Source organism: Nocardia sp. NPDC056000 (assembly GCF_042269265.1).
Classification (GTDB): Bacteria; Actinomycetota; Actinomycetes; order Mycobacteriales; family Mycobacteriaceae; genus Nocardia.
Map to the genome: position 1 here is coordinate 33634 of NZ_JBHJXS010000022.1, position 25057 is coordinate 58690.

Consider the following 25057-nt stretch of genomic DNA (forward strand, 5'->3'; position numbering starts at 1 on the left):
ATGGTTGAAGGTGAGCCGGAAGCGGGCTATCCTTCGGGACCATGAGCGGATCTACTACAGATCGTAGTAATTCTATGGGCATGCCCCGGGTCTCCCGGCGCGGACTTTTCGGATCAGCCCTGGTGGCGGCGGGTGCGGCCACCGCGGGCGCGGTAGCCGGACGCATTACCGCACCTGCCGAAAACGATTCCCGCACAGTGGCTTTCCACGGCGTGCGACAGGCGGGCATCGCGACCACGGCACAATCGCACGCGCTGTTCCTGTCCTGCGATCTCGCGAGCCGGGATCGCGGGGTGCTGCGGGATCTGCTCGCCGCCTGGACCGAGACCGCGGCCGCGCTGACGGCGGGCGCCCGGGTGCCCGATAAGCCGGACAGCGCACCGGGATTCAGCGATCACACCGATTTCGCCACCGGGCTCGATCCGGCCCGGCTCACCATCACGTTCGGACTTGGTCCGGCGCTCTTCGAGGACTGGTCGGGGCTGGCGGATCGGCGGCCCCGGCATCTGGCGACCCTGCCGGAATTCGCGGGAGATCAATTGCGCCCCAGCTGGACCGGCGGCGACATCATGGCGCAGATCTGCGCCGATGATCCGCAGATTGTCAGCCACGCCTTTCGCGCGCTGCGCGCCCGCATGCCCGGTCTCGGCAATCTGCGCTGGACCCAGCACGGTTTCCTGAGTCGGCCCGCGGGCGGCGGCACCCCACGAAATATGTTCGGGCACAAGGACGGTACCGCGAACCCGGTGGCCGGTACCGCCGAATTCGACGCGGCCGTCTGGGCGAACGCGCCCGAGGAACCCGAATGGTTCCGGGGCGGAACGTATCTGGTGTTCCGCAAGATCCGCATGAGCACCGCCGAATGGGACATGCTGTCGCGTCCGGAGCAGGATCGCATCATCGGGCGGCGGCGCGATGACGGATCGCCATTGACCGGCGGTGCCGAATTCGATCCGGTGGATCTGAACGCCCGCGCGGCGAACGGGGAGCCGATCATTCCGGCGGACGCGCATGTGCGGCTGGTGCACGGTATCCCCATGCTGCGGCGCGGCTACAGCTACGACTACGGCACGCTGGTGGCCACCAGTGCGACCACCGCCGCACCGGCCCCGGAAGCCGTTCCCGCACACGATCATCCCGAGGGCACCGCCCCGAATCACACGCACGGCGGGCATGCCCAGCTCGATGCCGGACTGCTGTTCGCGGCGTATATGAACAATCCGCCGGAGCAGTTCATCCGGGCGCAGCGCCTGCTGGCGGCGAGCGATCGGCTCAATACCGTGGTGCAGCACACCGGTAGCGCGATATTCGCCATGCCACCCGGAATCGCGCCCGGCGAATCGATCGGAGCCGGGCTGCGACTGTGACCGCCCGGCACCCGGACGCCCCCGGCTGTTTCCGGTGCCGCTACCCGATTTCGGCGTTTCCGGATGCGGCGCGTGAAACAATCCGCTGCAGGTCGATCCGGACGGAAGGGACATCATGGACCTTGCGGGCATGACAGTCGTCGATGCGCATATCCACCAGTGGGATCCGCTGACCACACCGCGCGAATTCAGCGGGCTCGCCAAACTGTTCCACTACGTGCCCGTTCCCATCGATTGGGCCAAACGACTGGCTCCCAAGCGGGATCGCGAATTCGTGGGCGATCCGGAACCGTTCGTCCATCCGTATCTGCCCGCCGACTATCGCACCGATGCCGGGGATGTTCCGGTCGAGGGCATCGTGCACATCGAGGTGGAGTGGAGCGGTAAGGGTCCGCTCGCGCCCGTCGGGGAGACGCGCTGGGTGGCGAGTCTGCCGTTCGGGGTGGACACGCCCGCGCTCGGGGCGATCATCGGCGCGGGCGATCCGGCCGCACCGGGTTTCGCGGAGCTGCTGGACGCGCATCTGGCGGCGTCACCGCTGTTCCGTGGCATCCGCACCCGGGTGGAGTATCACCCGGATCCGAAGGTGCGCGCGCACAACAAAGCTCCGGGCGCGCTCACCGCGCCCGCGTTCCTCGATGGCTTCGGCGCGCTCGCCGAACGCGGGCTCGGCTTCGAGGCGTGGGTGTTCTCGAACCAGCTGCCCGAGGTCACCGCACTGGCCGGGCACTATCCGGACGCCACCATCGTGCTGAACCATTTGGGCACGCCCGCGGGCATTTTCGGGCCCGTCGGCAAGGAGACCGGGCACAATCCGGGCCAGCGGCGGGAGTTGTTCGTGCGCTGGCGCGATGATCTCAGCGCACTCGCCACGCACCCGAATGTGGTGGCCAAGGTGAGCGGGCTGATGATGCCGATCCTCGGGCATCCGGTGCCGCCGCGCGGGAAGCCGACGCCGGTACCGGTACTGCTGGAGCGCATTTCACCGCTGCTCGAGCACGCCCTCGACGTCTTCGGCGCGGATCGGCTCATCTGGGGCTCGAATTTCCCGGTGGACAAACCGATTACGAGCATCGGCAATGCGGCCGAGGCGGTGGCGACCGCGCTCACCGCGCACGGGGCGGATGAGAAGGCGCTGGAACAGGTGTTCCGCGGCAATGCCCAGCGGGTCTATCGCATCGACAACCTCTGACCGGGTCGGCGAGGCCCGGCGGTCACGCCCGTGCGGGCGGGTGCGATTCAGTCGGGCACGGCCAGGTACTGCGTGCCCAATAGTCGCGCCGTGCGGCTGACGTGTTCGACGATGCGATCGGTATCGGATTCGATGGCCCCGGTGCGCCAGGCGGTGAGCAGTTCCACGAAACCGCCTATGCCCATGAGGGTTCCCATGCGCAGATCGGCTTCGTCGAAACCGGGCCGCAGATAGGGCCGTCCGGTGGCGATGAGCAGATCGGTCGCCTCGGTGAGCATGACCTTGCGCCGCTCCTCGAGCACGCGCGATCCGGCGTGATCACCGAAGAGAATGCGGGCCGGACTATCCAATTGCAGGGCGACGGCGCGGGCGATCGCGCGGTGCAGGATCTCCAGCGGTGGCAGGTGCAGATGCTCCGCGACCACGCCGGACAGTTCGCCGAAGACCTCCAGGCAGACCTCGTCCCAGACCGCGGCCAGTAGCTCGTCGCGATCGGCGAAGTGCTCGTAGAAGTAGCGGTCGTTGAGCGCGGCGCGGGTGCACACCCCGCGCATAGTGACTGCGGCCCAGCCGTTTTCGAGCCAGATCGCGAGCGCCTCGGCGATCAGCCGGGCACGGCGTTCGGTACGGCGTTCCTCCTGGGTTCGCCCACCCCAGGTCCGGGCAGGTGCGCGCACGTTCATCATTGACATTTTGCCCTATCGCGCGCCTAATTGGGGGCAGGCGCGGCCAATGGTGGCAGATGCCACCAGTTGCCGCACCGGACACCTCGGATCCGGGAGTTCCCATGCGACTCAACCCCTTCGGCGGTTCCCGCCGCACCCAGCAGGCGGACGCGGTGGTGACCGGCGCGGGCAGCGGTATCGGCCGCGCCTTCGCGGTCGAACTCGGCCGCCGCGGCGGGCGGGTGATCTGCTCCGATATCGATGCCGAACGAGCCCGCGCGACAGTCGAATTGGTGAGCGCCACCGGCGGCAAGGCATTCGACGCGGTATGCGATGTGAGCAGGATCGACCAGGTGGAGGCGCTCGCCGCCACCGCCGAGCAGTGGTTCGGCAAGACCGCCGACGTGGTGGTCAACAATGCCGGAATCGGACGCGGCGGCGAGGTCATCGGCGATGCGCCCCTGGACGAATGGCATCAGGTGCTCGATATCAACCTGTGGGGCGTCATCCACGGCTGCCATGTCTTCGCGCCCCGCCTGCGCGCCGCCGGAACCGGTGCGATCGTGAATGTGGCCTCCGCCGCGGCGTTCGGCGTCGCACCGCGCATGGCCGCCTACAACGTGAGCAAGGCGGGCGTGCTGGCGCTCTCGGAAACCCTCGCCGCGGAACTCTCCGGCACCGGTGTCAGCGTCACCGCGCTCTGCCCGACGGCGGTGAAAACCAATATCCTCCAGGACGTTTCGATCGGCGACGAGAACATCTCGGAATGGGGCGACCGGCTGCTGCGCTGGACCGGCCGCCCGCCCGCCTCGATCGCCCGCACCACCCTGGACGCCGTTGACCGCGGTCAGCTCTATGTCGTCCCGCAAATCGAAGCCAAATTGATCTGGCAGTCCAAACGACTACTGCCGGAGCCCTATACCCGTGCCGCCGGTCTGCTGGAGCGGCTGGTGCGGTAGCACGACGGCCATTCACGAGAAGGAGTGAACAATGGCGTTCGCGTATTCCGACATGCTCACGGTCATCAAGGACCGGCAGTGGGCGCTGGTCGATATCGACTGGGACGCACCGGGAGCCGACCTCATCACCGAGGAACAGCGGCCCGCGCTCACCGCGTTCATGGCCGATCTCGTGTGGATAGAACATGTGGGCGCGCGCGGTTTCGCGGCGCTCACCAAACGCGCGCCGGAGGGGCCGCTCAAGGAGATCTACCGGTACTTCCACGCCGAGGAGCAGAAGCACGCCAATGCCGAACTGGCGCTCATGCGGCGCTGGGGCATGCTCGAGGGCGATCAGATGCCATTGCCCAACAAGAACATTCGCATGGTCATCCAGTGGGTGGACCGGTACGGCGACGATCTGACGCTGCCGGTGCTCGGCACGGTGATTCCGTCGCTGGAGTGCGCGCTCGACGGCGCGCTGGTGAAATTCCTGCTGGACGAGGTGCGGGATCCGCTGTGCCACGAGGTTTTCCGGCATATCAACAGCGATGAATCCCGGCATCTGGCGGTCGGATTCCAGGTGCTCGAACAGCTCGGGGCCGGGCCGATGCGGCGCATCGCCATCGAGACGGCGGGTTTCGCACTGCGGCCGACACTGCTCATGGGAGCACTGCTGTACACACCGCTGCTGTCCCGCATGTCCACCAACATCATGGCGATGGGCCTGGACGAGGAGAAGCTCTGGAATGCGGTGCGGCGGTATGAGAAAGCGGGTGATCGCGCGCCCAGCATCAAGCGCGTACCGCTCTTCCACGTGGTGCGGATGCACGGGAAGGCCACCATCAACAGGTGGCAGCCGATCCAGGGCATCAATGATGTGCTGAACAAGGCCATCGACTATTTCCCGGTGCGGGTGCTCGGCAAGCCGCCGACCTGGTCGCAGGGGCTGACCTACGATCCGGTGGCGAAATGAATGCCACTGCCAGGCAGGGTGATTCGGGCAGGGTTCGCGCCGCCGGACCGCGCGGCGCGGACAGCTATACCGGACCGCAGGTGCACTGCGGGCGCTGGCGGGGGCAACTCGAGCTGCGGGACAGGCACGCGGCGGTGATCGGCTCCGGAACGGCGATCGCCCAGGTGCTGCCGGGTATCACCGCGCAGGCCCGCCGGGTCACCGTTTTCCAGCGGGATCCGGTGTGGGTACTGCCCGCACCGCCCATTCCCGGGCGCAAACTGCTGCGCCGACTACCGGATGATCTGCTCGGTCTGCTGCCCAGCGACAGTGCGCGACCATTGCCCGGCGACCCCGCTTCCCAGCCATCGCCGGGCACGGCCCGGCCACCGCACGGTATCGCCGCGACCCTGTTGCGGCTGGCCGCCACCGCGAATCTGTTCGTCTCGGTGCGCGATTCCTGGGTGCGACGGCAACTCACCCCCGATACCGCCACCGGTGTCCGCCTGCACGGCGGGTACTACCGGGCGCTGAACCAGCCCAACTGCGAGCTCGTCACCTGGCCGATCGCCCGGCTCGCCCCGCTCGGGATTCGCACCGTGGACGGTGTCGAACATCGGGTGGACTGCATCATCTACGCGGAGGACGCATTGTGAACAGCACCGTGGTCGATCACGAGATCATTATCGTCGGAGCGGGATTCGCCGGGATCGGGACGGCGATAGCGTTGCGCAAGGCGGGCTTCGACGATTTCCTCATGGTCGACGACGCCGACGGGGTGGGCGGCACCTGGCACTGGAACACCTATCCCGGTATCGGCGTGGATATTCCGTCATTCAGCTACCAGTACTCGTTCGAACAGCAGCGCACCTGGTCCCGGGTGTACGCGCCCGGAAGGGAATTGAAGGCGTACGCCGAGCACTGCGTGAACAAGTACGGGTTGCGGCCGCGAATTCGCTTCTCCACCAGCATCGTCCGCGCGGATTTCGATGACGCGCTGCACCTGTGGCGATTGCGCACCGGCGACGGCGAGGAACTCACCGCGCGCTATGTGATCGGTGCGACCGGGGTGCTCACCCGGCCCAAACTGCCGGAAATCGCTGGGGTGGAACGGTTCACCGGCGTCACCATGCACACCTCGCGCTGGGACCATGATCAGGATCTGCGCGGTAAGCGGGTCGGCGTCATCGGCACCGGGGCCTCGGCGGTACAGGTGATTCCGGAGATCGCGCCCGAGGTCGCGGAACTCGTCGTCTTCCAGCGCACCCCGATCTGGTGCCTGCCGCGACCCGATACCGCACTGCCCCCGGTGGTGCACCGGCTGCTCGGACTGCCCGGTGGAAAGCTGGTGACGCGCTGGCTCTCCCAGGCTTTCGTGGAGCTCACCTTCCCGCTGGCGGCGCACTATTACGGGGTGCTGCCCATGTCCAAGCTGGGCGAGCGGACCGGGCTGGCGCATCTGCGGGATCAGGTCGACGATCCGGAGGTGCGCGCGAAACTCACGCCCGACTACGCGCTCGGCTGTAAGCGGCCGTCCTTCTCCAATGACTATCTGAAGACGTTCAACCGGTCGAATGTGCGGCTCGATACCGAGCCCATCGCCGAGATCACCGCGACCGGCGTGCGCACCGCCGCCGGACACCATCAGGTCGATGTGCTGATCATGGCCACCGGGTTCAAGGTGATGGAATCGGGCAATATGCCCACCTTCGATCTGCACGGCAGCGGCGGAGTCCGGCTGGAGGACTGGTGGGATGAGCACCGGCTGCAAGCCTACGAGGGCGTCAGCGTGCCTGGCTTCCCGAACTTCTTCACCATCATCGGCCCGTACGGCTACAACGGTTCCTCGTATTTCGCGCTGATCGAAATGCAGACCCGGCATATCCTGCGGCTGCTCCGCAAGGCGCGCGGGAGCCATGCCACCCGGATCGAAGTCACCGAGGAGGCGAACGAACGCTTCTTCGAGGAGATGTTGAATCGCCGTGGCACACAGGTGTTCTGGCAGGACTCCTGCACCCGCGCCAACAGTTACTACTTCGACAAGAACGGCGATGTACCGCTCCGCGCCATGACCACACCCGAAGGATTTTGGCGCGCAGGCCATTTCGACTTCGCGGACTATCGATTCACCGCGCTGGGCACACGTTCCGGCAGCACGGTCAAGGCGGCCGCGAGAACGACGGTCCGATAGCTCAGGGCTCCAGCAGGGAGTACAGCGTGCGCAGGTGCCGGTAGCCGATCTCGGCGCTGCGCTCGTCCTCCGCCGTCATGCGCAGGGCGCGGCGGAGCAGGACCGCGTCGAGATCCGCCGGGGCCGGGTGGAATTCGGGTTTCGGGAGGGCGGGCAGGCGAATGTCCTCGCCGTACAGGTCGGCCGCATCGGCCGGATTGCCGTCCTGCTGCACGCTGCCGATGAGATCGTCGAGTTCGACGCCGCGCAGGGTGAGCAGATCCCGCGGCGTCTCGTCGAGGCGTTCGGCGATGACGTAGCAGATGGCCGCCACATGCTTGCACGGCCAGCCCACATCGGGGCAGGTGCAGGAGAAATCCAATTCCGGGGCGGTATTCGGAAGCAGCAGCGGGCCCAGGGATTTGGGCAGGGAGCCGGAGGCGATCTCACCGAGCATGCCGGGGGTGGCGCGCACCAGGTCGACGAGTTCGCGCAGGCGCTCATCTCGGAGCTGGCGCAGGGTCAGCACCGAGATGAACGGGCGCGGCTGACTGCCCTGCACCTCGGCGGCGACCGCGCCGGGCTCCAGGTGGTAGCTGATCACCTGGCCGGTACGCGCGTACGAGCGGCCCCGGGTGAGCCGGCCGGGATCGGCGACATCCTCGATGGCCTGCAAAAACGAACGGCCCCACCAGGTGCGGGCGAAGGCCGCGCCGCGACGGCTGCGCGAGGAGACGCCGCCCTCGACGGGGCGGCGCTCGCCGAACTCACCGACATCGATATAGGTGTTCATTCGCCCACCGCCTCCGCGCCGAGCGCGAACAGCGCGCGCAATTCGTCATCGCCGAGTTCGGTGATCCACTTCTCGCCCGCGCCGACGGTCAGATCGGCGAGCTGGCGCTTGCCCTGCAACATATCGTCGACCCGCTCCTCGATGGTGTCCACGCAGACCAGCTTGCGCACCTGCACATCCCGGCGCTGGCCGATCCGGAAGGCACGGTCGGTGGCCTGGTTCTCCACCGCCGGATTCCACCAGCGGTCCAGGTGCACAACGTGATTGGCGGCGGTCAGGTTCAGGCCGGTGCCACCCGCCTTGAGCGAGAGCAGCATGAGCGGGGGGCCGTCCGGATCCTCCTGGAAGCGGGTGACCATATCGTCGCGGCGCTGTTTGCTCGCCCCGCCGTGCAGGAACGGGACCTCCACACCGAACCGCTCGGACAGATAGGGGCCGACCAGATCGCCGTATTCGGCGAATTGGGTGAACAGCAGCGCCTTCTCACCGTCCGCGATGACCGATTCCAGAATGTCCTCCACCAGCGCCAATTTCCCGGAACGGTGATGGCCGCGGCGCAGCACCGCCGAGCCGTCGCGCAGATAGTGCGCGGGATGATTGCAGACCTGTTTGAGCCGGGTCAGCGCGGCCAGCACCGCACCCTTGCGCTCCATGCCCTTGGCGGCCTTCAGTTTCGCGGACATATCGTCCAGCACCGCCTGATACAGCGCCGCCTGTTCCACGGTGAGGTTGGCGCGCATGGTGATCTCGATCTTATCGGGCAGATCCGAGATGACCGCCGGATCGGTCTTCACCCGGCGCAGCACGAAAGGTGAGGTGAGCGCGCGCAGTCGGCTCACCGCGAGCTCGTCGCGCTCCCGCTCGATCGGCACCGCGAACCGCGCGTGGAAATCCGCAGGCTTGCCCAGCAGCTTCGGATTCACGAAATCCATGATCGAGCGCAGCTCCTCGAGCCGGTTCTCCACCGGGGTTCCGGTGAGCGCCAGCCGATGTCGCGCGGGCACCAGCCGCGCCGCGCGCGCCTGCCTGGTCCCGGCGTTCTTGATGTGCTGCGCCTCATCGAGCACCGTGCGCGCCCACGGCTGCCGCTTCAATTCCTCCACATCGCGCGCCAGCAGCGCGTACGTGGTCACCACCAGATCCGAATCGGCCACCGCCGCATCGAATTCCGCCCCGGAGCGCCGCCCCGGGCCGTGGTGCACCAGCACCCGCAGGTCAGGCGCGAACCGCTCCGCCTCTCGCTGCCAGTTGCCCACCACCGACATCGGGCACACCAGCAATGTCGGACCGACGCGCGTCGACTCTCCGGATTCGGTTGTCGCCGTCGCCATTTCGAGCTCATGCACGAGCAGCGCCAGCACCTGAACGGTCTTTCCGAGGCCCATATCGTCAGCCAGGATCGCACCGCAGCCGAGGCGGCTCATGGTGGCGAGCCAGGCCAGGCCGCGCTGCTGATACGGGCGCAGCTGAGCTTTCAGCCCGATCGGGTCCGGGACCGGTTCGTCACTGCGTTCGGCATCGAAAAGCTGTGCGGCCCAACCGGTCGCGGACACCGGTTCGATCGGGACGCCGATCGCCGGATGCGCGGCGAGTTCGGCGAAGAGCGCGCCCGCCGTTGTCTCGGTGGCGTCGGTGCGGCCCGCGACATAGTCCGCGGCCGCCGCCAGCATGCGGTGATCGGCCTGCACCCACTCCCCGCGCAGCTGCACCAGATCCGATTTGGCCTGCACCAGGCGCGCCATCTCGGCCTGCGAGAGCGTGGTGTCACCCAGCGCCAGTTCCCAGCGGAACGACACCAGGCCGTTCAATCCGACCGCGCTTTCCGAGGCGGGCGGACTCTGCACCCGCAACCGCAGGGTGGGCGCGGCGATCCGCCACGAGCGCGGCAGCATCAGGCGAATCCCGGTGCCCTGCAATACATTCGCCCCGTGCGCGACCAGATCCATGACCACCTCGGTGGGCAGGAACATATCCATGCTGCGGCCGTCGCCGGGCAGATCCCGCAGCCGCGGATACGCCGCCTTGGCCGCCGCCAGCTTCTCCCCCGCCAGCCGCACCAGATGCGGATCACCGGGCAGCAGCACGGGTTGCGGCGCTTCCCCCTCCCCGCGCAGGCACACCTCGAGCCGCCACAGCGCCCCCGGCTCGGCCGCGTCCTCACCATCGGGCTCGAGCAGGCGCAGCACCAACTCCGGCTCCCCCGCCGTCAAACTCGTGCGCCAATCCTCCAGCACCGCCGCCACCCGATGCGAACCGCTCTCCAGCGGAACGGCTTTCAGCAGCGAAGTCACCAGCTCATGCGATCGCGGTTCGGGAAACTCATTGTCATCGGCGATGGTGAACCCCGGCTGCCGATCGGCGGTCGCCAGCTCCGCCCACGCCTCCGGCAGCGTCTGCCGCGCCCGGGCCGCAGCGTCCATTTCCGCACCGCGCGTATCGATTTCACCGAATCCGTCCGGCACCTTCGGCATCAGGTGCAGCCGGGTGATCGGGTCGGTGAGCTCGGCGGTGAGATTGTCCAGCAGTTCGGCCGGGCGGCCCGCGACCTGAAGGGCCGGTGGCATGGCGACGGCGAGTTCGGCCAGCCAGGCGCGCTGCCGCTGGCCCCCGACCAGCCGCCAGCGCACCCACCACTCGCCGTCGTCGCGGCGCACCTCGGGCACGATGCGGCCCGCCCGCACCCAGCGGTCGATACCGCGCGCGATATGGCCGAGATAGCGCAGCTCGGCCGAGATCAACCCGTCCGGGAGGTGCTGCAACAGCACGCTCGCGGCCGCCTCGGGAGCCAGCGCATGCGCTTTGACCTGAGCCTTCTCCTGTCCGTACGCACCGCGCACCAGCACCGTGGCCCGATGCCGGAATTTCGCGGCCCCCACGATCCGGCCGAGCGGATCGGGCAGTGCGGCGGCGTCGACGGCATCCCGATCGGGGTCGTGCCACAGCACCAAGCCCGATCCCGGCGTCCACAGTCCGTGCAGCATCCGACCATCCAACCAGTCCCCGCCGACAGATCCGTGCCGCCCTGCTCGAGACCGTGATCCGGGGCACGGAGCGGTTACCGAGGGTTCGATTCGTAATCTCGCGAATCACGACCCCTACCGGGTCTTTATTTCTGCCGCGAACCGGGACATACTGGAATAACCCCTGGTCACCGCATATGGCGGGGTCGGCTGTGCGCAATGGCTGCGATGTTTGTCATGCGCGCTTCACAGCCGGGCGGGGACGCACCCTGATAACCGCGACTCAATCCGGAGCCGTGGCACTTTCGATACCGAGGGAGGCCGTGAAGATGACGATTCTGCTCCAAGTGCTAGAGCAGTCCTTCACGCCGACAACGCCGTGGGAACGACGCAAATTCACGTTCGTGGACACGACCAAAATCGTGGACATGCGCCTGGACGGACAGGCGGGGGTGTGGCTCGATCTGTCCCGGCCGGGAGAATCCCAGCGGCTGGCGCGCACACCCGAGGCGCGCGACGCCATCACATTTCTACTCACCACCTTCGCCAAGATCGCCGAATGCGAAGAGCGCGGCGGCTCCTGGCTCATCGGCCATGACGGGATCAATGCCGAATCCATTGCCGCCATGCGGTTCCCACCCCAATTGACCGAGACCGCGGCGGACGATCTGCTCGCGCACGCCTGGTTGTAACCCGATTTCTCCGGCGCGCCGGGGTGCGAAGTCGCGTGGTTGCGCGACTGCCCCGGCGCGCTGCGGTAAATCTGGGATGTGCGGTCCATCGGGTCGGCATTTCGGATAGTGCTCGCGACGCTCGGCGCCGCGATCGTCGTGCTGAGCACCACCGGGTGCGAGGTGATCAGCCCGCCGGTCGCACCCGCGCCGGGCAGTCCCGCGCGCGCCTACCTCGAAACCATGCTGGATCGGGTGCGCACCGTGCCCGCGCGGGTGCGCCCGGGCGGTTACGACCGGGGCTGTAAATCCGGGCAGCGCTGCGTGTTCGGGCCCGCGTGGAGCGATGCGCAGGACGGTCCGGGTGGGCGCGACGGCTGCGATACCCGCAATAACGTGCTCGCCCGCCAGCTCTCGGGCGCGGCCTTCCGCCCCGGCGGCAAATCGTGCGTGGTGGTTGGCGGCACCCTCGACGATCCGTATACGGGCACGCACATCGTCTTCGACAAGGGCGATGCCAAGGCCGTGCAGATCGACCATGTCTTCCCGTTGGCAGCGGCGTGGGATCTGGGGGCCTCCGGCTGGACCCTGGAGCGCCGCATGCGCTTCGCCAATGATCTCGACCTGGAACTGCTCGCCGTTGACGGAAAAGCCAACCAGGACAAGGGCGATCGCACCCCCGCCGACTGGCTGCCGCCCGCCCGCGCCAACCACTGCTTCTACGCGGGCAAATACCTCACCGTCGCGCTGGAATACGACCTACCGCTCACCAACGGCGATCAGAAGGCCCTGCGCCGGATCGCGAAGAACTGCCCCTGAACCCCGCGGTGGCGAATATCCTTGCCGCCGAGCGGTTTTCGGATGAGTCGAGAGCCGCATCCACCCCTGCGGCCGCAGCGGATGCCCCCGCGGCGGCGAACGTGGCCCGTCACGATGGGCGGCCGAGCTTCGTATGCCGGATCAGCTGCCGGTGGCGACGGGGCGCTTCGGATCGTTGGACCATTGCGACCAGGAGCCGGGGTAGAGGGCGGCGTCGATGCCCGCCACCGCGAGGGCGGCGACCTGGTGGGCGGCGGTGACGCCGGAACCGCAGTAGACCGCGACCGGGCCGGAGCCGAGTTCGGTGAAACGCGAACGCAATTCGCCGGCGGATTTGAAAGTGCCGTCGGCGGTGAGGTTTTCGGCGGTGGGGCCGCTGACCGCGCCCGGAATATGGCCCGCGCGCGGGTCGATGGGCTCGACCTCGCCGCGGTAGCGCTCACCCGCGCGGGCATCGAGCAGCAGGCCGGACCAGTCGGCCGCGGCATCGGCGTCGATGACTGGCATACCGCCCGGGGTCAAGGCCACATCGCCGGGTTCGGGAGCGGCTTCCTCGCCCGCGACCACCTTGCCCCCGGCGCGTTCCCACGCGGGCAGGCCGCCGTCGAGAATGCGGACGTCGGCGAGCCCGGCCCAGCGCAGCAGCCACCAGGCGCGCGCGGCCGCCATACCGCCGGTCGCGTCGTAGACGATGACCGTGTCACCGGTGCGCAGACCCCAACTGCGGGCGCATTTCTGGAGGTGCGCGAGTTCGGGCATGGGGTGGCGGCCCTTGGCGGGCGAGGGCGGATCGGCGAGTTCGGTTTCCAGGTCGACGAAGACCGCGCCCGGAATATGCCCGTCCAAATAGTGCTGCGGCCCATCGGGATCACCCAGTGCCCACCGCACATCCAGCAGCCGCACCGTCGAATCCCCGTCGGCGAGCCGCTCCCGCAGCTCCTCGGCCGAAATCAGCACCGCGCTCAACCCAACTCCTCTTCGCAGAATCCACGCCGGAACCAGACGGCCCCACCTTACTGCGCGGGGCGGGGGCGCAGGAGCCAGCGGACCAGGAGTCCGGCCACCAGGGCCCAGAAGGCCGCGCCGATGCCGAGCAGGGTGACGCCGGAGGCGGCTACCAGGAAGGTGAGGGTGGAGGAGGTGCGGTGCTCGGCGGAGTTCAGGGCGGCGGTGAGGGCGGCGGCCAGGGTGGCGATGAGGGCAAGGCCCGCAACGGTTTCCAGCACGCCCTTCGGGGCGGCGGCGATGAAGATCACCAGGGCGCTGGAGGCCAGGGCCAGCAGTAGGTAAGTGATACCCGCGGTGGTGGCGGCGATCCAGCGGCGCTTGGGATCCGGATGGGCCGAGGGGGCGGCGGCCAGGGCGGCACTGATGGCGGCCAGATTGATGGCGTGGCCACCCGCCACCGCGCCGAGCATGGTGCCCAGCCCGGTGACCGTCATGGCCGAACGCCACGGCACCCGGTAGCCGAACGAGCTCATGACGGCGGTGCCGGGAATGTTCTGCGCGGCCATGGTGACCACGTACAGCGGGATCGCCACACCGATCAGCGCGGGAAAACTCCAGTGCGGCATGGTCAATTCGATGCGCGGGGCCATCTGCGACCACGCCAGACTGCGATGCGTGACCGCGATATCGATGCTCGCGCCGATCGCCGCCACCGCGAAGGCGGCGAGCACCGCCCAGCGCGCCGCGAACTTCTGCAGAATCAGCCAGGTGGCGATGACCGGCACCACCACGGCCGGGCTGACGGGCAGCGCCTTCACCGGTGCCAGGCACAGCGGCAGCAGCACCCCGGCGAGCATGGCCTGTGCGATCTCCACCGGAATGGCCGCGATCAGCGCACCGAGCCGCTGCCAGAATCCGGTCAGCACGATGAGCAGTCCGGCCACCGCGAACGCGCCCACCGCCGCCGCCCACCCGCCGGACACCGCCCCGGTGCTGGCGAGCAGCGCCGCGCCGGGCGTGGACCAGGCCAGTGTGATCGGCATCCGATAGCGCAGGCTGAGCACCAGAATGCCGACGGCCATGGTCACCGATACCGCGAGCAGCCCCGAAGCCGCCTGTGCCGCAGTCGCTCCCATGGCATTGAGCCCTGCCAGCACCACCGCGAACGAGCTGGTGAAACCGACCAGCGCGGTGACGATGCCCGCGCCGATGGGCTGGCCGAGCCCCGCCTCGGGTGGATCTGCGATGACGGGCGGCTCGGTGGCGGCGGTGGTGCTCATCGGCTCATGGTCCCGGTCCAGTGGACCCCGGGTCACCAGCCAATCCACCGAAACTGGACTGAAATTCGGGCTAGAGCTCCGGCGGGCCGTCACCGGCGAGGCGGTCGAGCAGGGGTGCGGTGCGCGGGCCGACCAGGGAACGCATGATGAGCGCCATATTGGTGCGTTCCACACCCGGGATCTTCAATATGGCCCCGGCGATCCGGTACAGATCGTCGGCGTCCTGCGCCACCACGCGCACGGTCAGGTCGGTCGGACCGGTCATTCCGCACACCTCGGTGACCTCGGGAATCTCCGATAATTCGGCCACCACGTCATCGAGTCGATGTTGATCCACCACCACCGCGACGAAGGCTGCCAGCGGATAGCCGAGGGCGCGGGGCTGTACCCGCCGCTCGACGCTTGCCAGCACCCCGTTCGCCTCCCAGCGCGCCAGTCTGGCCTGCACGGTATTGCGGGAAAGCCCCAGTCGCGCAGCCAATTCCACGCCGGTGGCGCGCGGGTTGGCCACCAGTTCCAGCAATAGCCGGGCGTCGGTGGCGTCCAATGACCCGGTCAAAGGCTCCCTACTGGACATGCAAGGCAGTATGACACGCCGGATACCGCGTTGACCGAGCATTCTGCACAGTTTCGCCCGCAATACTTGCGCAGATAGCTCGATGGAGGATGCTGGGTGATACAGGACACACATCGTTGCTCACGGGACACAATCCCACGGCGATAACGGTGTACCCGGTGTTTCGAGGAGGCGATACCCATGCCCGACAAGAACACCTACCCGGTGCAGCTCGTCCAGCCCGACGGCCGCCGCGTATTCGATCGCGCGCACTCCGCGCTGGTCGAGGACGTCGGTCGCGACCGATTGCGGGCCATGTACCTCGATATGGTCGTGGCCCGCCGGATCGACACCGAGGCGACGGCATTGCAGCGGCAGGGCCAACTCGGCCTGTGGCCGCCGCTGCTGGGCCAGGAGGCCGCGCAGATCGGTTCGGCGCACGCGCTGCTCCCCGACGATTACGTGTTCTGCTCCTATCGCGAGGCCGGGGTCGCGTACTGCCGCGGCGTACCGCCCGAACAGATCACCCCGCTGTGGCGCGGTATCGCGCATTCCTGCTGGGACGCCGACGAATACAGGATGACCAATCCGGCGATCGTGGTCGGCGCGCAGGGCTTGCACGCCACCGGTTACGCCTACGCCGCCCATCTGGAGGGCGCGGAGATCGCGACCATCGCCTATTTCGGCGACGGGGCCACCAGTCAGGGCGATATCGCCGAGGCGCTCGGTTTCGCCGCCTCCTGGAGTGCGCCCGTCGTGTTCTTCTGCCAGAACAATCACTGGGCCATCAGCGCGCCGGTGCGGGTGCAGAGCGCGACGCCGATCGCACAGCGCGCGGTCGGATACGGGATTCCCAGCGTGCAGGTGGACGGCAATGACGCGCTCGCCGTGCTGGCGGTGACCCGGCAGGCACTGGCCCGCGCCCGCAGCGGCGGCGGGCCGACATTCATCGAGGCCATCACCTATCGCATGGGACCGCACACCACCTCCGACGATCCCACCCGGTATCGCACCGCCGCCGAACTCGAACTGTGGCGGCAGCGCGATCCGATCGACCGGCTGCGGCGGCTGCTGGAGCGGGAGGGCCTGTGGGACAGCGATTTCGAGCAGGAGGCGGCGGTCAAATCCGACGAGGTCGCCGCCCGGCTGCGCAGCGCGACCCTGGCCATGGCCGATCCGGATCCGATGGAACTCTTCGATCACGTCTACGCCACCCCGCACCGCCTGATCGAGGCCGAACGCGGCGAGTACGCCGCCTATCTGGAAGGAGTCCGGCCATGAAGACGACATTCGCGGGCGCCATCAATCTCGGACTGCGACGGGCGCTGGAGGACGATCCCAAGGTGATCCTCATGGGTGAGGACATCGGACGCCTCGGCGGGGTGTTCCGGGTGACCGACACACTGCAGAAGGATTTCGGGAACAATCGCGTCATCGATACCCCGCTGGCCGAATCCGGCATCATCGGAACCGCTTTCGGAATGGCGCTGCGCGGGCTGCGGCCGGTGTGTGAAATTCAGTTCGACGGATTCGTGTATCCGGCGTTCGATCAAATCGTCTGCCAGGTCGCGAAGATCCACTATCGGACCAAGGGGAAAGTGGTCGCGCCCATCACCATTCGCATTCCGTTCGGCGGCGGGATCGGCGCGGTGGAGCACCATTCGGAATCGCCGGAAGCGTATTTCACGCATACCGCGGGGTTGCGTGTGGTATCGCCGAGTAATCCGGCGGACGCGTATCTCATGATGCGGCAGGCGGTCGCGCTCGACGATCCGATCATCTTCTTCGAACCGAAGCGGCGGTATTGGGATAGGGCCGAGGTGGATTTCGACCTGCTCGATCAGGGCGGCGGGCTCGCGCTGGATCGGGCGCGGGTCTGTACGCAGGGCGAAGACGCCACCGTGGTCGCCTACGGCGGCACCGTCGCCACCGCGCTGACGGCCGCCGATATCGCGGCGGCGGAAGGACATTCGCTGGAGGTGATCGATCTGCGCAGTCTGTCGCCGATCGACTTCGACACCATTGAAACGTCGGTGCGTAAAACCGGTCGGTTGATTATCGCCCATGAGGCACCGGTATTCGGCGGACTCGGCGCCGAGATCGCCGCGCGCATCACCGAAAAGTGCTTCTATCAATTGGAAGCGCCCGTCCTGCGGGTCGGCGGCTTCGACATCCCCTATCCCCCGGCTAAGCTCGAACGGCACCACCTGCCCGACCCCGACCGCATTCTCGCCGCGGTCGATCGCACGCTCGCCGCCTAACGGTCCATGCCTTCGGAGGAAGCTCGGTGGAAGAACAGCGTCAAGTAATGGAATTCGCTTTGCCGGATCTCGGTGAGGGATTGGCCGACGCCGAATTGGTGTCCTGGTCGGTGCGAATCGGCGATACGGTGGAATTGAACCAGGTCATCGCCGAGGTGGAAACCGCGAAAGCTCAGGTGGCACTGCCCAGTCCCTACGCCGGGACGGTGCTGGAACTGCTCGCGGAGCCCGGCGACACCGTGCTGGTGGGCGCGCCGCTCATCCGCATCGGCACCGCCGCGGCCACCGCACAGCAGGTGCACGCGGACGCCGGAGCCGAACGGCTCTACCGGAGCCCGGCGACCGCCGCACAGCCCGCGATGGACGCGATGGACGCGAATGCCATGACCCAGGAGCCGTCCCGGGACTCGGCCGCACCCGCCGAACGACAGTCGGTCCTGGTCGGCTACGGCCCGGACAATGAGACGGTGTCCCGGCGGGCGCGCAGTGCCGCCGCGAAACTCGCTGCGCCCGCCGGTGATTCGACGGCGGGTTCGGCCTTCGGGACCGACCTCGGGCGACCCGCCGCCACACCCGGGGCCCGCAAACTCGCCCGCGAGATCGGAGCCGATCTGCGCGCGATCACCGGCAGCGGGCCGGAAGGCGCTGTCACCGTTGACGATCTGCGCGGTGCACGCCCGGACAGTCGTGTGGGCGAACACATTCCGATTCACACCGCCCCGCCGGTGCCGCCCATGCACACCGGAGCCGCGACTCCGCGCATCGCCGGTGAGCGCGAAACCCGCACGCCCATAGCCGGAATCCGCAAGCGCACGGCCGCCGCCATGGTGGCCAGCGCGCAGCATATTCCGCAGGCGAGCACCTTCGTCACCACCGATTTCACCGGATCCATGGAACTACTGGATCATCTGCGCGCCACCCCCACCTTCGCCGGGCTGAGCCTGACCCCGCTGGCGCTGGTGGCGAAGGCGCTGCTGGTGGCGCTCAGCGAGTTCCCGGAGCTGAACTCGTCGTGGGACGAGGAGAACCAGGAGATCGTCACCAAGCACTACGTGAATCTCGGCATCGCGGTCGCGACCGAGCGCGGGCTGCTGGTCCCGAACCTGAAAGACGCGCATTCACACAGCCTTCGGGATCTGTGCCAGGAGATCGGCGATATCGCGCACGCCGCCCGGGACGGTTCGGCCACCCCGGCCGATCTCACCTCGGGCACGTTCACCATCACCAACGTGGGCGTGTTCGGCGTGGATACCGGTGTACCCCTGGTGAATCCGGGCGAGGCCGCCATCCTGTGCCTGGGCTCGATCCGCAAACGCCCGTGGGTGCACCGCGACGAACTCGCGGTGCGCTGGGTGACCACGCTGGGATTGAGCTTCGATCACCGCCTCATCGACGGTGAACAGGGCTCACGATTCCTGAGCAGCGTCGCCGCACTGCTGGAGGATCCGCTCACCCTGCTCGGCCGCGTCTGACCGGCGGATCAGTGTTCGGCGGCCGTGACCACCAGGGGTTCGGCCGCCGCGCGGATGACCGGCGGGATCGGGACCGGTTTGCGCGTCGCGTCGTCGACGTAGACGTGGACGAAGGTGCCGGTGGCGGCCAGGTCCAGGGAGTCGCCGTTGTCGCGGAAGATGGCCAGGTCGTAGTTGATGCTCGAATTGCCCAGGCGGGCAATGCGAATGCCGACCAGCAGTTGATCGGGGAAGCTGATCGACCCGATGAACGTGCAGGAGGTCTGCGCCACCACGCCGATGGCGGGTAGGTCGCGGATATCGGTGCCGGTGGCATGGATGAGCCACGCGTTCACGGCCGTATCGAAGTAGCTGTAATACGTCACGTTGTTGACGTGGCCGTAGTGGTCGTTGTCCGCCCAGCGGGTCGGCACCGGCCACAGCACCGGGTAATCCAGATCGCTCACGGTGCTATCTTGCCCTCCGCTGCGCTCCGGGCGGGTTCGAGTCCCCGAAGTCTCGGTTCTTCCCTCCCTCCGCTCCTCCGCTGCGCTCCCCCGCTCCACTCAGTCCAGAACCGAGACGGACTCGAACCTCGGGGCGGATGTTCCTCGCAGTCTCAGGCCGTGCGCTGGTCGGGGGCGTTGCGGTGGTCGCGGGGGCTGATGCCGTGGTGGCGTTTGAAGGCGGTGCTGAGGGCGAAGGCGCTGCCGTAGCCGACGCGGCGGGCGATGGATTCCAGGGTGGCGTCGGATTCGTGCAGCAGGTCCGCGGCCAGGGCCAGTCGCCAGTCGGTGAGGAAGGCCATCGGGGGTTCGCCGACCAGTTCGGTGAAGCGGCGGGCCAGGGCGGCGCGGGAGACGCCCACCTCGGCGGCCAGGGAGGCCACGGTCCAGGCGTGCGCGGGATTGTGCTGCATGAGGCGCAGCGCCTTGCCGACCAGGGGATCGCCGTAGGCGTGGTACCAGGCGGGGGCGTCGGCGCGGGCGAACCAGGCGCGCAGGGTGGCGATCAGCAGCAGATCCAGCAGGCGGTCCAGCATGGCGCCCTGGGCGGGCAGATCCTTCGCCGATTCCTCCACCAGCAGATCCAGCACCCGCGAATCCACTTCGCCGCGACCCAATACGGCGATGGGCGGCAGCGCGCGCAATAGTCGGCGGCTGGCGGCGGACTCCTGCTCATAGCTGCCGGTGATCATGACGGTCTGCGCGTCGGCGCTGCTGCCCCAGTTGCGCACGCCCAGGCTCAGGGTCTCGCACAGCACCTCACCGCCCAGCGTGGTGGTGGTCTGACCGGGGTGGATGATCACCTGCGGTTCGGTGCCGGGATCATCGGCCAGCGTGTAGTGATCCGGTCCGCGGAACAGCGCGATATCGCCGGCGCGCAACTGCCGCGGCGGAGTCGGCTTGCCGCCCTTGGGATCCGGCATGATCCAGCCGCCGCCGCGCACCATGGCCACCAGCGTCAGCGGGGACTCGTCGCGAATGCGCAGGGACCACGGTGGGTCGAATGAGGTGCGCATGACGAAAGCCGCCCGCGCACGTGGTCCTTCGAGCAGGCTGGCCAGAGCATCCATGGTTAAGACGATGGCAAATGCTCGCGCGCTTCTCAACCATGTTCGCTCTCACGGTTTCTCGGTGTACTTGTCTCATGACGAACAAAGACACCGCGAACAGCGCAAACACCATCCTGGTCCTCGGCGGCACCGGAAAGACCGGCGGCCGGGTGGCAGCCCGCTTGACAGCATCGGGGGTGCCGGTGCGCATCGGCTCCCGCACCGCCGCAATCCTGTTCGACTGGACCGACCGGGCCACCTGGGCGCCCGCACTGGCCGGAATCGGCACGGTGTACCTGTCCTATCAACCGGATCTGGCGGTGCCCGGCGCACCCGCCGATATCAAGGCGCTGACCGTGCAGGCGGTCGCGGCGGGCGTGCGGCGCATCGTGCTGCTGTCCGGACGCGGTGAGCCCGAAGCCCTGGAATGCGAAGCGATCGTGCGGGATTCGGGACTCGAATGGACCGTGGTGCGGTGCGCGTTCTTCGCGCAGAACTTCAGCGAGGGCGCCTTCGCGGACTACATTCTGGCCGGCGAGGTGGCGCTGCCGTCGGGGGATGTGCCCGAACCGTTCGTGGACGCGGAGGATATCGCCGAGGTGGCGGTGGCAGCACTGACCTGCGACGGGCATACCGGGCAGGTGTACGAGCTGACCGGTCCGCGCGCGCTGACCTTCGCCGAGGCGACCGCCGAGATCGCCCGGGCCACCGGGCGCGAGATCGCGTTCATCCCACTGTCCCGCGCGGAATTCGTTGCGTCCCTGACCTCTTACGGGGTACCGGGCGATGAGGTGAGCCTGCTGGACTACCTGTTCGGCACGGTGCTGGACGGGCGCAATTCGGCGACCACCGACGGGGTGTTCCGGGCACTCGGGCGCGCACCCCGCGATTTCGCGGACTACGCCCGTGACGTGGCGAATTCCGGTGTGTGGTCGGTCACGGCGGATGCCTGATCTGTCGGTGGCGGGGCCTACAATTGGTGTGAAAGAGCTTGTAGTACACCGAATTCGGAGCACCGCCCGGAGCGTCGAGGAAGCCGCGAAGGGCAGTGGCTGACGAGGAGCTGCCCTGAGAGGTAGCGTCGTGCCGATGGCCGCCGCGACGCCCGCTCCTCCGATCCGGAACGCCCGTATCGCCCTGTTCGTGGTCTTTGGCCTGAACGGCATGCTCTCGGCACTGTGGATCGTGCATATCCCGGCCGTCACCGAACGGACCGGGGTGTCGCACAGTCTGCTGGGCATGCTCATCCTGTTGATGGCGGGCTGCGCCATCATCGGCATGCAGGCCGCCGGACCGCTGGCCGACCGCTTCGGCAGCCGCACCCTCACCGCCACCGCCGCCACCCTGCTCTCACTCGCCCTCATCGGGCCCGGACTGGCCACCAACCCCGCCACCCTCGCGGCCGCCCTGGCGTTCTTCGGCATCGGCATGGGCATGCTGGACGTCTCGATGAACGCCCAGGCCGTTCATATCGAACGCGCCTACCCCCGCCCGATCATGTCCGCCTTCCACGCCTTCTTCTCCCTCGGCGGACTGCTCGGCTCACTGGCCGGAGCCGCCGCCCAGCGCGCGGGCTGGCCGGTGCACACCACCCTGCTGGTCTCGGCCGCGCTCGGCCTGGCCGCCGTGGCACTCTGCACCCCGCGCCTGCTCCCCCACGAACCGGACCAGACCGCGCCACCGCCATCGGAAGTCGATCACCCCGGGGTATCCGGCACGGAGATCGCCACCGCCAAGCGTTCGGGTATCTCACGAAAAGTGCTGGTACTCGGGATAATCGCCTTCGCCGTGCTGATGGCCGAAGGCGTGGCGGCGGATTGGAGCGCACTGCAATTGCGCGATCGCCTCGGCGTGGACGTCGGGACGGCCGCACTGGCCTATGGCGCGTTCTCCACAACCATGACCGCGGGCCGTCTCGTGGCCGATCGGGTGAGCGGCAGGATCGGCCGCGTCGCGGTGGTGCGCTGGGGAACCGTATTGGGGGCCTTCGGGTTCGGCCTGATCGCCCTGTCCGGCTGGCTGCCCCTCACCCTGTTCGGCTGGGCGCTGGTGGGCATCGGCCTCTCGGGCGCGGTGCCCCAGGTCTTCACGGCCGCAGGCAATTTGGGCTCTGCGACCGCCGCCACGGACATGTCCCGAGTATTCGGCCTCGGCTACATGGGCCTGCTCGCCGGACCCGCGATCATCGGCTGGCTCACCAAACTGGTGCCGCTGACCACCGCGATGGTGGTGCCACTCGTCGCACTGCTCGCTTGCGCGTGGGCCGCGGGTGCCGTGGGGACGAGGGAGCGGACCTAGCGCCGCGGGGACGCCATCTGTCGAATCGGGTTGCGGCTCTGCGCGTGTGGATCCCCGGCCACAACTATGCCGGGGTGGCCGGGGGCGGTCAGTCGGCGCGGGGGACGCGGGCTTCGCGGGCGGTGGCGCCGAGGTCGCCGATCTGTTCGGCGTGGGAGAGGAAGCCGTCGACCATGCGGTGGTTCAGGACCGCGAGGGCTTTGAGGTCTTCGGTGGACCAGTCGGCGAGGGCTTCGGCCATCCAGTTGCGCAGCACGTCTCGGACCGCGTCGACCGCGCGGCGGCCTTCGGGGGTGGGGCGGACGCGCTGGGCGCGGCCGTCGGCGGGGTCGGGGGTGCGTTCGACGTAGCCCGCTTTTTCCAGGCGCTGGATCTGGCGGCTCACGTGCGGGGCCTCGACGTCGAGGCGGGTGGCGAGTTCGCCGAGGCGCATGGGTTCGTCGGCGTCGGCCAGCACGCGCAGCAGCGGGACGCTGGCCCGATCCATGGTGACACCGCATTTGACCATGGCGTAATCGTGGCGGCGGACGCGTGTGAGCAGGTAGGCGACACGGGCGAGCGCGCCTTCCAGTTCCACGATGTGAGCTGCGTCAACTTGGTGGACGGATGTGGCTTCCGGCGGCGGCATGTGGTTATCTTACGTAACCCATTTACTTAATTTTGGTAAGTAATCTGAAGGATTGCCGCATGACTACGACCGCTGTCGGTCAGGTCGCCGGAACCACCACCGACGACCGCCCCAAGGCCCATCTCGGGCTCACCTTGCTCGCGCTCGGCGCCGCCGGTCTGGTCGTCTCGCTCCAGCAGACGGTGGTCATCCCGCTGCTGCCGCACATGATGGTGCAGCTCGGCACCAATGCCGCCGGCATCCAGTGGCTGTTCACCGCCGCCCTGCTGTCCGGCGCGGTCGCCACTCCCCTGCTGTCCCGCTTCGGCGATATGTACGGCAAGAAGCGCATGGTGCTGATCGCCATGGGACTGCTGATCATCGGTTCGGTGGTCTGCGCCTTCGCCACCTCGCTCGGCGTCTACATCATCGGCCGCGCCTTGCAGGGCACCGCCTCGGCCATGATCCCGCTGGCCATCGGCATTCTGCGCGATACCTTCCCGCCGGAGAAGATGGTCACCGCCATCGGCATCGTGTCCGGCACCATGGGCGTCGGTGGCACCATCGGCATGCTGATGACCGGCATCATCGCCGACCACACCACCAACCCGCATCCGGTCTTCTGGGTCACCGCGGCGCTCGGCGTGGTCGCGGCCATCCTGATTCAGTTCAGCGCCAAGGACACCGGCGTGCGGCACGGCGGCTCCCCCGATTACGCGGGCGCGGCACTGCTGGCCGGATTGCTCGTCACACTGCTGCTTGCCATCAGCGAGGGCCCGCGCTGGGGCTGGACCTCGGGCAGCGTGCTCGGACTGTTCGGCGCGGCCATCGCGCTGACCGTGGCGTGGGTCTTCGTGGAGCTCAAGGTGAGTCAGCCGCTGGTGCGGTTGCCGCTGCTGGTCGGGCCGAAATCGCTGACCGCCAACCTGATTTCGCTGCTGCTCGGCGCCGCGCTGTTCGGATCCTTCACGCTGGTCTCGAATTTCGTGCAGACCCCGGCCGACAAGGTCGGCTACGGCCTGTCCGGATCGGTGCTGGCCGTCGGTCTCTACGGTGTGCCCAGCGCACTGCTGATGACGCTGTTCTCCTTCCGCACCGGGCGTATCGCGGCCCGCATCGGCGCGGCGTACACCCTCGCCATCGGTTCGGGATTCGCGGCGGCGGCGCTGCTGTGGACCGCGGCGTTCCATGATCACGGCTGGCAGATGGTGATCTCGAATATCCTGCAGGGCACCGGATTCGGTATCGGTTACGCGGCGCTGGGCACCCTCGCGGTGATGCATGTGCCGATGAGTGAGAGCGGTATCGCCAGCGGTATCAACTCGCTGGTGCGCACCGCGGGCGGCAGCGTGGCGGGCGCGATCACCGGATCCATTCTGACCTCGCAGGTCATCGCGCATACCCATGTGCCGACGCTGGGCGCGTACGTGCTGTGCTTCACCATTCTCGGTATCGCCGCCGCGCTGGCCGCGATCATCGCCGTGGTGCACGGCATTCGCCACGGCGGCGAGTAACCAGTCAGGACAAGAACATTCGAAAGCCGGTCGATCACTGATCGACCGGCTTTCACC

General features: G+C 68.0%; 23 protein-coding genes. 14 read left to right on the forward strand and 9 right to left on the reverse strand.

Going from position 1 to position 25057, the window contains the following annotated elements; translation table 11 throughout:
* The first annotated feature begins 80 nt into the window (after window positions 1–80).
* Together ACFC4D_RS44095 and ACFC4D_RS44100 are read left to right on the forward strand one after the other, a co-directional pair.
* Window positions 81–1367 carry a Dyp-type peroxidase gene (locus tag ACFC4D_RS44095; RefSeq protein WP_376072603.1) on the forward strand — a complete coding sequence of 429 codons (1287 nt, stop codon included), beginning with the start codon at window positions 81–83 and terminating at the stop codon, window positions 1365–1367.
* A 130-nt stretch (window positions 1368–1497) separates the two neighbouring features.
* Complete coding sequence (locus tag ACFC4D_RS44100; protein ID WP_376072606.1) at window positions 1498–2559, forward strand: amidohydrolase family protein; 1062 nt, start codon at window positions 1498–1500, stop codon at window positions 2557–2559.
* Window positions 2560–2606: 47 nt separating this feature from the next.
* Here the strand turns inward: ACFC4D_RS44100 and ACFC4D_RS44105 are convergent, their stop codons facing one another.
* Entirely contained in the window at window positions 2607–3236 is a 630-nt protein-coding gene (locus tag ACFC4D_RS44105) for a TetR/AcrR family transcriptional regulator (protein ID WP_376072739.1), read from the reverse strand.
* A 110-nt stretch (window positions 3237–3346) separates the two neighbouring features.
* Here ACFC4D_RS44105 and ACFC4D_RS44110 point away from each other — a divergent pair, with 110 nt between their 5' ends.
* The 4 genes from ACFC4D_RS44110 to ACFC4D_RS44125 are packed head-to-tail and all read left to right on the forward strand — an operon-like array spanning window position 3347 to window position 7308.
* On the forward strand, window positions 3347–4183 hold the full coding sequence (locus tag ACFC4D_RS44110; protein WP_376072609.1) for an SDR family NAD(P)-dependent oxidoreductase: 837 nt from the start codon (window positions 3347–3349) through the stop codon (window positions 4181–4183).
* Window positions 4184–4214: 31 nt separating this feature from the next.
* Window positions 4215–5138 carry a ferritin-like domain-containing protein gene (locus ACFC4D_RS44115; protein WP_375963625.1) on the forward strand — a complete coding sequence of 308 codons (924 nt, stop codon included), beginning with the start codon at window positions 4215–4217 and terminating at the stop codon, window positions 5136–5138.
* Window positions 5135–5773, forward strand: a complete 639-nt coding sequence (locus ACFC4D_RS44120) for a hypothetical protein (RefSeq protein WP_376072612.1) — start codon at window positions 5135–5137, stop codon at window positions 5771–5773. Before ACFC4D_RS44115 ends, ACFC4D_RS44120 begins: the two co-directional genes overlap by 4 nt.
* Before the next feature lie 8 nt (window positions 5774–5781).
* Complete coding sequence (locus ACFC4D_RS44125) at window positions 5782–7308, forward strand: flavin-containing monooxygenase (RefSeq protein ID WP_376072742.1); 1527 nt, start codon at window positions 5782–5784, stop codon at window positions 7306–7308.
* Window position 7309: 1 nt separating this feature from the next.
* Here the strand turns inward: ACFC4D_RS44125 and ACFC4D_RS44130 are convergent, their stop codons facing one another.
* The gene (locus tag ACFC4D_RS44130) at window positions 7310–8080 is read right to left on the reverse strand and encodes an SWIM zinc finger family protein (protein ID WP_376072615.1); all 771 of its coding nucleotides are present in this window, start codon (window positions 8078–8080) and stop codon (window positions 7310–7312) included.
* Window positions 8077–11061: a DEAD/DEAH box helicase gene (locus ACFC4D_RS44135; RefSeq protein ID WP_376072618.1), complete on the reverse strand. Its 2985-nt coding sequence runs from the start codon at window positions 11059–11061 to the stop codon at window positions 8077–8079. The genes ACFC4D_RS44130 and ACFC4D_RS44135 overlap by 4 nt, the downstream gene beginning before the upstream one ends.
* 308 nt (window positions 11062–11369) lie before the next feature.
* Between ACFC4D_RS44135 and ACFC4D_RS44140 the strand changes: the two genes are divergently transcribed.
* Window positions 11370–11732 (forward strand): hypothetical protein, encoded by a 363-nt coding sequence (locus ACFC4D_RS44140; protein ID WP_364646350.1) that lies wholly within the window; start codon window positions 11370–11372, stop codon window positions 11730–11732.
* A gap of 87 nt (window positions 11733–11819) precedes the next feature.
* Window positions 11820–12530 (forward strand): HNH endonuclease family protein, encoded by a 711-nt coding sequence (locus ACFC4D_RS44145; protein ID WP_376072745.1) that lies wholly within the window; start codon window positions 11820–11822, stop codon window positions 12528–12530.
* A gap of 141 nt (window positions 12531–12671) precedes the next feature.
* On the opposite strand, the gene ACFC4D_RS44150 is transcribed toward ACFC4D_RS44145, so the two are convergent.
* The 3 genes from ACFC4D_RS44150 to ACFC4D_RS44160 all read right to left on the reverse strand — a co-directional run bounded on the left by ACFC4D_RS44150 (window position 12672) and on the right by ACFC4D_RS44160 (window position 15335).
* Complete coding sequence (locus tag ACFC4D_RS44150) at window positions 12672–13496, reverse strand: sulfurtransferase (protein WP_376072621.1); 825 nt, start codon at window positions 13494–13496, stop codon at window positions 12672–12674.
* A 47-nt stretch (window positions 13497–13543) separates the two neighbouring features.
* Entirely contained in the window at window positions 13544–14758 is a 1215-nt protein-coding gene (locus ACFC4D_RS44155) for a benzoate/H(+) symporter BenE family transporter (protein WP_376072624.1), read from the reverse strand.
* Window positions 14759–14828: 70 nt separating this feature from the next.
* Window positions 14829–15335 carry an Lrp/AsnC family transcriptional regulator gene (locus tag ACFC4D_RS44160; RefSeq protein WP_375963609.1) on the reverse strand — a complete coding sequence of 169 codons (507 nt, stop codon included), beginning with the start codon at window positions 15333–15335 and terminating at the stop codon, window positions 14829–14831.
* 180 nt (window positions 15336–15515) lie between these two features.
* Between ACFC4D_RS44160 and pdhA the strand changes: the two genes are divergently transcribed.
* From pdhA to ACFC4D_RS44175, 3 genes are read left to right on the forward strand one after another with little or no spacing between them, the layout of a single operon-like run.
* The gene (gene pdhA, locus ACFC4D_RS44165; RefSeq protein ID WP_376072627.1) at window positions 15516–16595 is read left to right on the forward strand and encodes a pyruvate dehydrogenase (acetyl-transferring) E1 component subunit alpha; all 1080 of its coding nucleotides are present in this window, start codon (window positions 15516–15518) and stop codon (window positions 16593–16595) included.
* Window positions 16592–17575: an alpha-ketoacid dehydrogenase subunit beta gene (locus tag ACFC4D_RS44170; protein WP_364646338.1), complete on the forward strand. Its 984-nt coding sequence runs from the start codon at window positions 16592–16594 to the stop codon at window positions 17573–17575. The genes pdhA and ACFC4D_RS44170 overlap by 4 nt, the downstream gene beginning before the upstream one ends.
* A 47-nt stretch (window positions 17576–17622) precedes the next feature.
* Entirely contained in the window at window positions 17623–19047 is a 1425-nt protein-coding gene (locus tag ACFC4D_RS44175) for a dihydrolipoamide acetyltransferase family protein (RefSeq protein ID WP_376072630.1), read from the forward strand.
* Window positions 19048–19055: 8 nt separating this feature from the next.
* On the opposite strand, the gene ACFC4D_RS44180 is transcribed toward ACFC4D_RS44175, so the two are convergent.
* Window positions 19056–19484, reverse strand: coding sequence for an acyl-CoA thioesterase (locus tag ACFC4D_RS44180; RefSeq protein WP_375963953.1), 429 nt, complete (start codon window positions 19482–19484; stop codon window positions 19056–19058).
* 161 nt (window positions 19485–19645) lie between these two features.
* A complete protein-coding gene (locus ACFC4D_RS44185) occupies window positions 19646–20602 on the reverse strand; it encodes a cupin domain-containing protein (protein ID WP_376072633.1) in 957 nt (318 codons plus the stop codon).
* Between the two features lie 74 nt (window positions 20603–20676).
* Here ACFC4D_RS44185 and ACFC4D_RS44190 point away from each other — a divergent pair, with 74 nt between their 5' ends.
* Together ACFC4D_RS44190 and ACFC4D_RS44195 are read left to right on the forward strand one after the other, a co-directional pair.
* Window positions 20677–21534, forward strand: a complete 858-nt coding sequence (locus tag ACFC4D_RS44190; protein WP_376072636.1) for an NAD(P)H-binding protein — start codon at window positions 20677–20679, stop codon at window positions 21532–21534.
* Between the two features lie 136 nt (window positions 21535–21670).
* On the forward strand, window positions 21671–22879 hold the full coding sequence (locus ACFC4D_RS44195; RefSeq protein WP_376072639.1) for an MFS transporter: 1209 nt from the start codon (window positions 21671–21673) through the stop codon (window positions 22877–22879).
* Between the two features lie 88 nt (window positions 22880–22967).
* Here the strand turns inward: ACFC4D_RS44195 and ACFC4D_RS44200 are convergent, their stop codons facing one another.
* On the reverse strand, window positions 22968–23456 hold the full coding sequence (locus ACFC4D_RS44200) for a MarR family winged helix-turn-helix transcriptional regulator (RefSeq protein WP_376072642.1): 489 nt from the start codon (window positions 23454–23456) through the stop codon (window positions 22968–22970).
* 110 nt (window positions 23457–23566) lie between these two features.
* Here ACFC4D_RS44200 and ACFC4D_RS44205 point away from each other — a divergent pair, with 110 nt between their 5' ends.
* Window positions 23567–25000, forward strand: coding sequence for an MFS transporter (locus ACFC4D_RS44205; RefSeq protein ID WP_376072645.1), 1434 nt, complete (start codon window positions 23567–23569; stop codon window positions 24998–25000).
* Window positions 25001–25057 lie beyond the last annotated feature (57 nt).

Excerpts from the sequence above, each read along its gene's own strand:
- ACFC4D_RS44115 (WP_375963625.1), top strand. The coding sequence starts at position 4,215 with ATGGCGTTCGCGTATTCCGACATGCTCACGGTCATCAAGGACCGGCAG.
- ACFC4D_RS44140 (WP_364646350.1), top strand. The coding sequence starts at position 11,370 with ATGACGATTCTGCTCCAAGTGCTAGAGCAGTCCTTCACGCCGACAACG.
- ACFC4D_RS44190 (WP_376072636.1), top strand. The coding sequence starts at position 20,677 with ATGACGAACAAAGACACCGCGAACAGCGCAAACACCATCCTGGTCCTC.
- ACFC4D_RS44110 (WP_376072609.1), top strand. The coding sequence starts at position 3,347 with ATGCGACTCAACCCCTTCGGCGGTTCCCGCCGCACCCAGCAGGCGGAC.
- ACFC4D_RS44130 (WP_376072615.1), bottom strand. The coding sequence starts at position 8,080 with ATGAACACCTATATCGATGTCGGTGAGTTCGGCGAGCGCCGCCCCGTC.
- ACFC4D_RS44175 (WP_376072630.1), top strand. The coding sequence starts at position 17,623 with ATGGAATTCGCTTTGCCGGATCTCGGTGAGGGATTGGCCGACGCCGAA.
- ACFC4D_RS44100 (WP_376072606.1), top strand. The coding sequence starts at position 1,498 with ATGACAGTCGTCGATGCGCATATCCACCAGTGGGATCCGCTGACCACA.
- ACFC4D_RS44095 (WP_376072603.1), top strand. The coding sequence starts at position 81 with ATGCCCCGGGTCTCCCGGCGCGGACTTTTCGGATCAGCCCTGGTGGCG.
- ACFC4D_RS44185 (WP_376072633.1), bottom strand. The coding sequence starts at position 20,602 with ATGGATGCTCTGGCCAGCCTGCTCGAAGGACCACGTGCGCGGGCGGCT.
- ACFC4D_RS44135 (WP_376072618.1), bottom strand. The coding sequence starts at position 11,061 with ATGCTGCACGGACTGTGGACGCCGGGATCGGGCTTGGTGCTGTGGCAC.
- ACFC4D_RS44205 (WP_376072645.1), top strand. The coding sequence starts at position 23,567 with ATGACTACGACCGCTGTCGGTCAGGTCGCCGGAACCACCACCGACGAC.
- ACFC4D_RS44120 (WP_376072612.1), top strand. The coding sequence starts at position 5,135 with ATGAATGCCACTGCCAGGCAGGGTGATTCGGGCAGGGTTCGCGCCGCC.
- ACFC4D_RS44195 (WP_376072639.1), top strand. The coding sequence starts at position 21,671 with ATGGCCGCCGCGACGCCCGCTCCTCCGATCCGGAACGCCCGTATCGCC.
- ACFC4D_RS44160 (WP_375963609.1), bottom strand. The coding sequence starts at position 15,335 with ATGTCCAGTAGGGAGCCTTTGACCGGGTCATTGGACGCCACCGACGCC.
- pdhA (WP_376072627.1), top strand. The coding sequence starts at position 15,516 with ATGCCCGACAAGAACACCTACCCGGTGCAGCTCGTCCAGCCCGACGGC.
- ACFC4D_RS44155 (WP_376072624.1), bottom strand. The coding sequence starts at position 14,758 with ATGAGCACCACCGCCGCCACCGAGCCGCCCGTCATCGCAGATCCACCC.
- ACFC4D_RS44170 (WP_364646338.1), top strand. The coding sequence starts at position 16,592 with ATGAAGACGACATTCGCGGGCGCCATCAATCTCGGACTGCGACGGGCG.